The sequence below is a fragment of the Microbacterium testaceum genome (assembly GCF_001476285.1).
In the GTDB taxonomy this organism is placed as follows: Bacteria; Actinomycetota; Actinomycetes; order Actinomycetales; family Microbacteriaceae; genus Microbacterium; species Microbacterium testaceum_B.
Map to the genome: position 1 here is coordinate 1 of NZ_LDRU01000029.1, position 7,883 is coordinate 7,883.

Genomic DNA, 7,883 nt, shown 5'->3' on the forward strand with positions numbered 1-7,883 from the left:
ACGTCACCGACGCCGCCGCCGACGCGCACGACGCGCGGCCCGACCGGTGGGACGACCGCTCTCGCACGGTCGCGGGCTCCGTCGGGATCGCCGTGGCCTTCGCCCTGGCCGGATGGACGGCGCCCTGGAGCGCGCCGGCCGTCGGCGCGTTCAGCCTCCTCGGGGCCGCGCTGTTCCTGCTCGGGGTGACGATCGCGCTCGGTCTCGGCGGTCTCCGCCGGCTGTCGGTGTGCGTGGCGGCGGCTGCCGCGGGACTCGTTCTGCCGGTGGGCACCGCGACCTCCGCCGCGCTCACGGCCGCCGGATACCCGGCCACCGCCACCCTCGTCGCCGGGATCGCCGCGGCGATCGCGGTCGGCTCGACCGCCGTCGTGCTCGCCGTGGGCGTCGCTCATCATCGACGGGGAGCGGCCGCCGGCGGCGCCGTGGGTGCCGTCCTGGCCTCGCTGCTCCTCGGTCTGGTGCTCGCGTGGGTCGACGTGGTCTCGGCAGCGGCGATCACGGGCGTCGTGGCGGCCTTCGCGACGGGCCCGCTGCCCTGGATCGCGCTGGGAGCGGCCGGCCTCACCGACCTCGATCAGCGCGCCGCCGAGGGATCGCCGCCCACCCGCCACCGCACCTTCGCGGCGATCGACGAGGCCTACGCGGCGCTCACGTGGAGCGTGGCGGCCACCGCGTCGATCATCGGCGTGACGGGCGTGGTCCTCGCCCTCTCCGGCACGATCTGGACCGAGCTGCTCGCCCTCGCCCTGTTCCTCGTCGCCGCGCTGCGCACGCGCGCGTTCCCCCTCCGCTCGCAGGGCTGGCTGCTGTGGGCGGCGGCCGGCACCATCGCGGCGGCAGCGCTCCTGGTGCTGCTGTCGGGCGATCGAGGGTGGATCGGCACCGCCGTGGCCGCCGGGGGAGCCGCGATCATCGCGGCAGCGGTGCTCGTCCGCCCGCGGCCACACGTCCGCGCGCGCCTGCGCGGGGTGGGCAACATCGTCGAGTCGCTCGCGGTCCTCTCCCTCCTCCCGCTGCTCGTGGGATCCCTCGGCGTCTACGCCGATCTGCTGGCGATGTTCGGCGGTCAGCCGTGACCGTGCTCGACTCCCGCGCCCTCGCCACCGCGGTGTTCGGCAGCGGCGCCAACGGGCGTATCGAACTGACCGCCTGGGATGCCGCGATCCGCGGCAGTCTGTCGACCACGCGTCGCATCGGGGTGCTGTCCCTGTCGTCCGCGGCCGGGACGAGCACGGTCGCCCACCAGCTCACGCGGGCTGTCGCCGCACGGCGCAGCGCCCCCGTGCTCGCGGTGGACGTCTCGTCCGGTGACGACGGACTCGGCCCACGCCTCGGCGCCGCGCCCGTCGCTCCCGACGAGACGCGCGCGGGAGCGCGCACCACCGCCGAGGCCCTGTCCGGGCTCGAGGTCTCCGGCGGGGTCGTCGCGCTGCGCCCGCGCGACAGCACGGACGCGGTCGGCACCTGGCTCGGTGAGGCCGCCCCCATCACCCGCTTCTTCGACGTCGCGATCACGGACTTCGGGGTTCGGCATCCGCTCGTCGACCTCGCCGCGTGCGCCGCGCTGTGCGACGTCGTGTGCCTCGTCAGCGACGGGCGTCGGTCTCCGGTCGAACACGCGCGGTCCGTGGTGGCCGCGATCGCCGGCCTGCCGGAAGCGCCGACGGTCGTGCTGGCGCTCGTCGACCATGCGCGCGAGGGTGACGCCGTGGCCCGCGCCGTCGCCACAGGAACGCCGCATCCCGTGATCGCCGTGCCGTTCGACCCGGGCCTGCGGGCGGGCGGCGCTGCTCGGCGCTCTCTGACCCACCGCGCCATCGTGCGTCTGGCCGCTGCCCTGGTGCGCGCCGAGGAGACGGCCGCGTGAACGTCCGGATCGTGCACCGCCCGGCGCGGATCAGTGAACCCGTGGAACCCGCCGACGACGTCGTCCTCGCCCCGCCCCCGCCGATCGGCGAAGGACCGACCGGCTTCCCCCTGCAGTCGCTTCTGCCGATCGTCGGGAGCCTGTCGTCCATCACCATGATCGTGCTGCTGCGCAACAACCCGATCATGGTGGTGGTCGGCGCCGTCATCCTCGTCGTCGCGCTCGTCGGCGGTCTCGGCATGGCCTTCACGCAGCGGGGCAACGCCGCCCGCCAGCGGCGCGTGCAGCGCGAACGCTATCTCGACTACCTCGAGGAGACGCGCGAGACGGTGCGGGAGCGGGCCGACCGGCAGCGCGACGCAGCCCTGGCCCTGAACCCCGCCCCCGGCACTCTCGTCGAGATCGGAGCCGACCCGGCGCGGCGCTGGGAACGACGCCCCGGCGACGCCGACTTCCTGCGCGTGCGAATCGGAACGGGCGACCTCCGGGCCGTCGAGGTGGCCCTGCCCGCCGAACAGAACCCCGTGCAGCCCTTCGACCCGGTCATGCGCGAGTCGGCGGAACGGATGGTCCGCCTCGCGGGGGTCGCCCAGGGGATGCCCGCCACCGTCGACCTGGAGGGCGGCGGACACGTGTCGATCGTCGGCGACCGAGCTGACACCCTGCCCGCCGCGCGCGCCCTCGTGGCCCAGATCGCCGCGTTCCATTCGCCCGATGACGTGCACATCGCGGCCGTCGTCGCGCCGCATCGGCTGGACGACTGGCGCGGACTCGACCTCGTCCCCCACCTGTCGTCGGACGCTCCTCCGAGCGGAGCCGTCGCCGCGCGGCGCCTTGCTCCCCGTCTCGACGACCTCCTCTCGCTCCTGAGCGCCGAGCTCCGCGACCGCGTCGCGACCGCCGCCGCCTCCCGACGCGCGGGGCGCCGCACGAAGCCTGGGCGCCTGATCGTCGTCATCGACGAGGGCGAGGGCGCGGCGAGCACCGTGCCCCGTCTGGACGCAGCGCTGAGTCTGGCCGACCTCGGCATCACTGTCGTCCACGTGGTGGACGACAGGCTGAAGGAACCGCCCACCGTCGGGGTGCGCGTGACCGTCGCGGAAGGCATCGCCACCATCGAGACACCGGGTTCGGGCGAGGCCCCGGCCACCGGCATCCGGATCGACCCGGTCTCGAGCGAGGCGCTCGAGGTGATCGCGCGCCCGCTCGCGGGGCTCCGCCTCACCCGCACCTCCGCCGAAGACGCCGGCACCTCTCTCGCCCCCGATGTCACGCAGCTCCTGGGCGTGGACGACGTGGATGCCATCGACGTGAAAGCCGCGTGGCGGGTGCGCAGCGCCGCGGAGTTCCTTCGCGTGCCCATCGGCGTCGACGACCGGGGCGGCCCTGTGCTGCTCGACCTCAAGGAGTCGGCGCAGCTCGGGATGGGCCCGCACGGGATCTGCATCGGCGCGACCGGCTCCGGAAAGAGCGAGCTGCTGCGCACGCTCATCCTCGGGCTCGCCCTGACCCACTCGCCCGACGACCTCAGCATGATCCTCGTCGATTACAAGGGCGGCGCGGCGTTCGCGCCGTTCTCACGGCTCCCTCACGTCGCGGGCATCATCGACAACCTCGCCGACGACCCGCAGCTGACCGAGCGCGCTCGCTCGAGCATCCAGGGCGAGGTCGTGCGCCGGCAACGCCTGTTGAAGGATGCCGGGAACGCGGCATCCATCGGTCACTATCGCCAGATGCGCCGCGAGCGACCCGACCTGCCCGCGCTGCCGCACCTCTTCCTCGTCATCGACGAGTTCGGCGAGCTGTTGACCGCCGAGCCCGACTTCGTCGAACTGCTGCTGACGATCGGGCGCATCGGCCGTTCGATCGGTGTGCACCTGCTGCTCTCGAGCCAGCGCATCGAGGGAGGCCGCCTCCGCGGTCTGGACACGTACCTCTCGTACCGCATCGGTCTGCGCACCTTCTCGGAAGCCGAGTCGGCCGTCGTGCTCGACACCCCGGATGCCTTCCACCTCCCCGCCATCCCCGGTTTCGGCTACCTGAAGGTCGACACCTCGGTCTACACCCGCTTCCGCGCCGGTTACGTCTCGGGACCCGTTCCCGACCCCGTCGAGGCCGGACCGCGACACGACGACGCACCGCCGGTCCTGCCGCTTCCCGCCTACGACCTGCCCGAGCACGAGGTCGAGGCCGAGGAGTTCGACAGCGCAGAGCCCGAGACCCCGACCACCGGCCGTACCCTCGTGCAGGCGGCGACCCAGCGTCTCGCCCGCGGCGCCACCCGCACGCGGCCGGTCTGGCTGCCGCCGCTGCCGCCCGTCCTCACGCTCGGCGGCGTGCTGCCGCAGGCCGACGGCGCCGGGACGCTCCGCGCCCCGATGGGCCTCCTCGACAACCCCTCCACGCAGACGCAGTCACCCTGGATGCTCGACCTCACCCGTTCCGGCGGGCACGTGTCGATCACCGGAGCACCCCAGTCGGGACGCTCGATGTTCCTGCGCACCCTCGCGGCGTCGCTGTCGTTCACGCACTCGCCGCGTCAGGTCAGCATCTACGGCATGGACCTCACCGGCGGCGGCCTCGCGCGCATCGAGCCGTTCCCACACGTCGGCGGCGTCGCCACGCGCGGGCACCGCGAGCGCCTCACGCGCCTGCTCGAGGAGCTCACCGCGATGCTGGCGACGCGCGAGCGCGTCTTCCGCGACCACGGTCTCGACTCGCTCGCCGACATGCGCCGCCAGCACGCGCGAGGGCGTCTGCCCGAGCTGCCGAGCGCGGACGTCGTCCTTCTCGTCGACGGGCTCGGGGCGCTGCGCCAGGACTTCGACGACCTCGAGGCGCCGCTCGCCCAGCTCCTGGAGCGGGGTGGGAGTTTCGGCATCCACGTCGTCGTCGCCCTTTCGCGCTGGAACGAGCTCCGCATGAACCTGCAGGGCCTCATCGGAACGCGCCTGGAGTTGAAGCTCAACGATCCCGCCGACTCGCAGATCGCCCGCAAGCTCTCGACGACGCTCAAGGCCGATCAGCCGGGCCGTGTGCTCACCGACGACAAGCTGTTCGCGCAGATCGCCCTCCCGCTGCTCGAAGAAGTCGACGACGGCGACACCGGCGAGGCGCTCGAACAGCTCGCGCGCGAGAGTGCGGCGCGCTGGGGCGGTCAGGGCGCGGCTCCGATCCGCCTCTTGCCCGAAGAACTGTCGCCGGCGGAGTTGCCCGACGCGATCGACGAACCGGATGCCGTGCCCCTGGGGCTCCGCCAAGACACGATGCAGCCCGTGCTGCTCGATGTCGTCACGCGCGACCCGCACCTGCTCGTGCTGGGCGACAGCCGCTGCGGCAAGACCACGGCCCTCCGCGGGATCGTGCGCGGCACCATCGACAGGCACACCCCCGAGGAGCTCGTCGTCGCGCTCATGGACGCGCGCGGCGAGCTGGTGTCAGAGGTGCCGGACGCGTACCTCGGCGGACACGCGTCGTCGGGACGACAGGCGCGCCTGCTCGCCGAGTCGATCGCCGTCGAGCTCGAGAAACGCCAGAGCGACCGCGATGCGGGCCCGCGGATCCTGGTGATCGCCGACGACTTCGACATCCTCTCCGCCGGCGGCACCGAGCCCCTGCGCCCCCTGCTGCCCTACCTCGCCTCGGCTCGCGATCTGCGCCTGAACGTCGTGGTCAGCCGGCCGGTGGCCGGCGCCGCGCGCGCGATGTTCGACGCGGCGCTGCAGGGTATCCGCGATACCGGCGGCACGGCTCTGATCATGTCGGGCGACCGCTCCGAGGGCGCGATCCTGCCGAAGCTCTACGCGGAACCCATGATCGCCGGTCGCGGCCGTCTCGCGCGGCGCGGCGAGCGGCCGACGCTGGTGCAGGTGGCGAACTTCGTCGCGGGGCAAGGCGCCGGGGAAGGGGCGGCCGTGGATGCATCGGAGGGTGCGACCGCGGAGGCGCGAGATGCCGCCGAGCAATCGGCGGTGCTCGGGGACACCGCGGTGTCCGGTGACACGGCGGTGAGCTCGCCGACCGATGCTCCGGCAGAGCGTGCTGCGACAGGTGGCGATGAGCCGCCCTTGACTCGCCGACGGAGAGCCCACCGCAACCCGTAGGTCGGGTCGCCGGGGAGCGAGGTCGGTGGGCGAAAGGATGCCACCGGACTCGGCGCGGACGGGGAAGGGGCGGGTGAATTCGCGCCCGCGTGAACCGCCCCGCGGACGGATCAGCCGCCCTGCGCCGCGCGCCATTCACCCGGCCGGGGGCGCAGCGCAAGCCGTGTCGGAGGCGCAGCCCGACGAGAGAATCGACGGTCCGCTCCGCCTCTTCGAAGGGCTCCTTCCATGACCACTCCCCCGGTTCCGAATCGCCGCTCGGTGCTGGTCGGCGCCGCCTGGAGCATCCCGGCGGTGACCGCTGCGACCCTCGTGCCCGTGGCATCCGCGTCCACGACGACGACGCTGACCTTCGACCGGTCGACGTACAGCGGAACCCTTTGCGCCGACATCACGGGGGCGTACGTGACGGTCACGGCGAACGGGACCGCCGCGGCCGGTACAAGCGTGACGGTCACCGCCTCGACCGGCTACCGGTTCGAGAACGGTGCCGCGACGTTCACGGGAGTCTCCGACACGATCGGCCGCGTCGACCTCCCGACGCTCCGCGTCCACACGGCGGGAAGCACGGGCGTCCTGACAGCGACGACCACGGATGCCACGGCCACCGCCACCCTCACCTCGCCGGCGAGCACAGCCACGCAGGGGCTCCATCGCCGCATGTGGATCGACACCGGAGCCGCGTACCCCTCCGGAAGCACGGATGCCACGGTGCCCACGGGAAGCCGCGCGGTCGGGACGCTGGTGACTCTCGACCCGAGCGGTGTTCTTCGCCGCGGAACCTCGACCGTCGCGAGCACCGTCACGTCGGCGTTCGCCGAGCTCGAGAAGAGTAACTACCTCGTCGTCACCTACGTCGACTCGACCGGCATGCACCGCCGCATGTGGACCGACACCGGTGCCGCGTACCCCACCGCGAACGTGGATGCCACGGTGCCCGCGAACAGTGTCGTGGTGGGCACGTTCTTCACCATCGACCCCGGAGGCGTGCTCCGTCGCGTGGGCACCACGGTCGCGAGCGGCGTCACCTCCGCCTTCGCGGAGTTCGACAAGAACAACTACCAGACCCTGACCTGGGTCGACGGAACCGGGATGCACCGCCGCATGTGGACCGACAGCGGAGCGCCGTACCCCTCCGCGAGCATCGATTCGTCAGTACCCGCCGGGAGCGTCGCCGTGGGCACCCTCCTCACGCTCGGCCCGGATGCCGTCCTTCGCAAGGGCACCACCTTGGTCGCGACGGGTGTCACCTCCGCCTTCGCCGAGCTCGACAAGAGCAACTACCTCACCGTGACCTACGTCGATGCCGCGGGCATGCACCGCCGCATGTGGACCGACACCGGGTCCGCCTTCCCCTCCGGGAGCGTGGATGCCACCGTCCCGGCCGACAGCACGGCGGTGGGCACGCTGCTCACCCTCGACCCGAGCTGCGTCCTCCGGAAGGGGACGAACACCGTCGCGACGGGTGTCACGTCCGCTTTCGCCGAGCTGGACAAGAACAATGCCGAGTCGGTGACCTGGGTCGACGGGAGCTGCTGAGGCGGCGCGGGGTGCCGCGCGTTGCTGCACGTACACAGCGGGTCGCGGGCACGCGCGTTTCGGCACGTATCCGGCGCGGCGCTCGCGTTGCCGCGGCACGGCGTGTGCGCGGGCGGGCTTGGACGCGTACGCAGAATCGGAGATGCGCCGCAGATCCGGACGCCGAGCGTGAATCAATCCGAATCCGGCGCACATCTCCGAATCTGCTCACGCCGCAGGCCCCGGGGCCGCGGGGCACCCCGCCCGTACCACCTCAGCTCGCACATGTGCCCTGCCCCCTGCGTAAGGTCCGCGCGCAGAATCGGAGATGCACACCAGATCCGGACGCCGAGCGTGAATCAATCCGAATCCGGCGCACATCTCCGAATCTG

General features: G+C 72.7%; 3 protein-coding genes and 1 pseudogene. All 4 read left to right on the forward strand.

Translation table 11 applies throughout. The annotated features are described in order from the left end of the window. A pseudogene (locus NS283_RS18855) lies at positions 1–1,079 on the forward strand (hypothetical protein); the annotation flags it as partial. Next, entirely contained in the window at positions 1,076–1,870 is a 795-nt protein-coding gene (locus NS283_RS18860; protein WP_058595929.1) for a hypothetical protein, read from the forward strand. The pseudogene NS283_RS18855 and the gene NS283_RS18860, both read left to right, overlap by 4 nt. Beyond that, entirely contained in the window at positions 1,867–5,973 is a 4,107-nt protein-coding gene (gene eccCa / locus NS283_RS05765) for a type VII secretion protein EccCa (protein WP_241492195.1), read from the forward strand. Before NS283_RS18860 ends, eccCa begins: the two co-directional genes overlap by 4 nt. A gap of 228 nt (positions 5,974–6,201) precedes the next feature. Next, complete coding sequence (locus tag NS283_RS05770) at positions 6,202–7,512, forward strand: hypothetical protein (RefSeq protein ID WP_058595930.1); 1,311 nt, start codon at positions 6,202–6,204, stop codon at positions 7,510–7,512. The last annotated feature ends 371 nt before the right edge of the window (positions 7,513–7,883 follow it).

Bases quoted from the DNA above. Each gene is read 5' to 3' on its own strand.
- NS283_RS05770 (WP_058595930.1), top strand. From the start codon at position 6,202: ATGACCACTCCCCCGGTTCCGAATCGCCGCTCGGTGCTGGTCGGCGCC.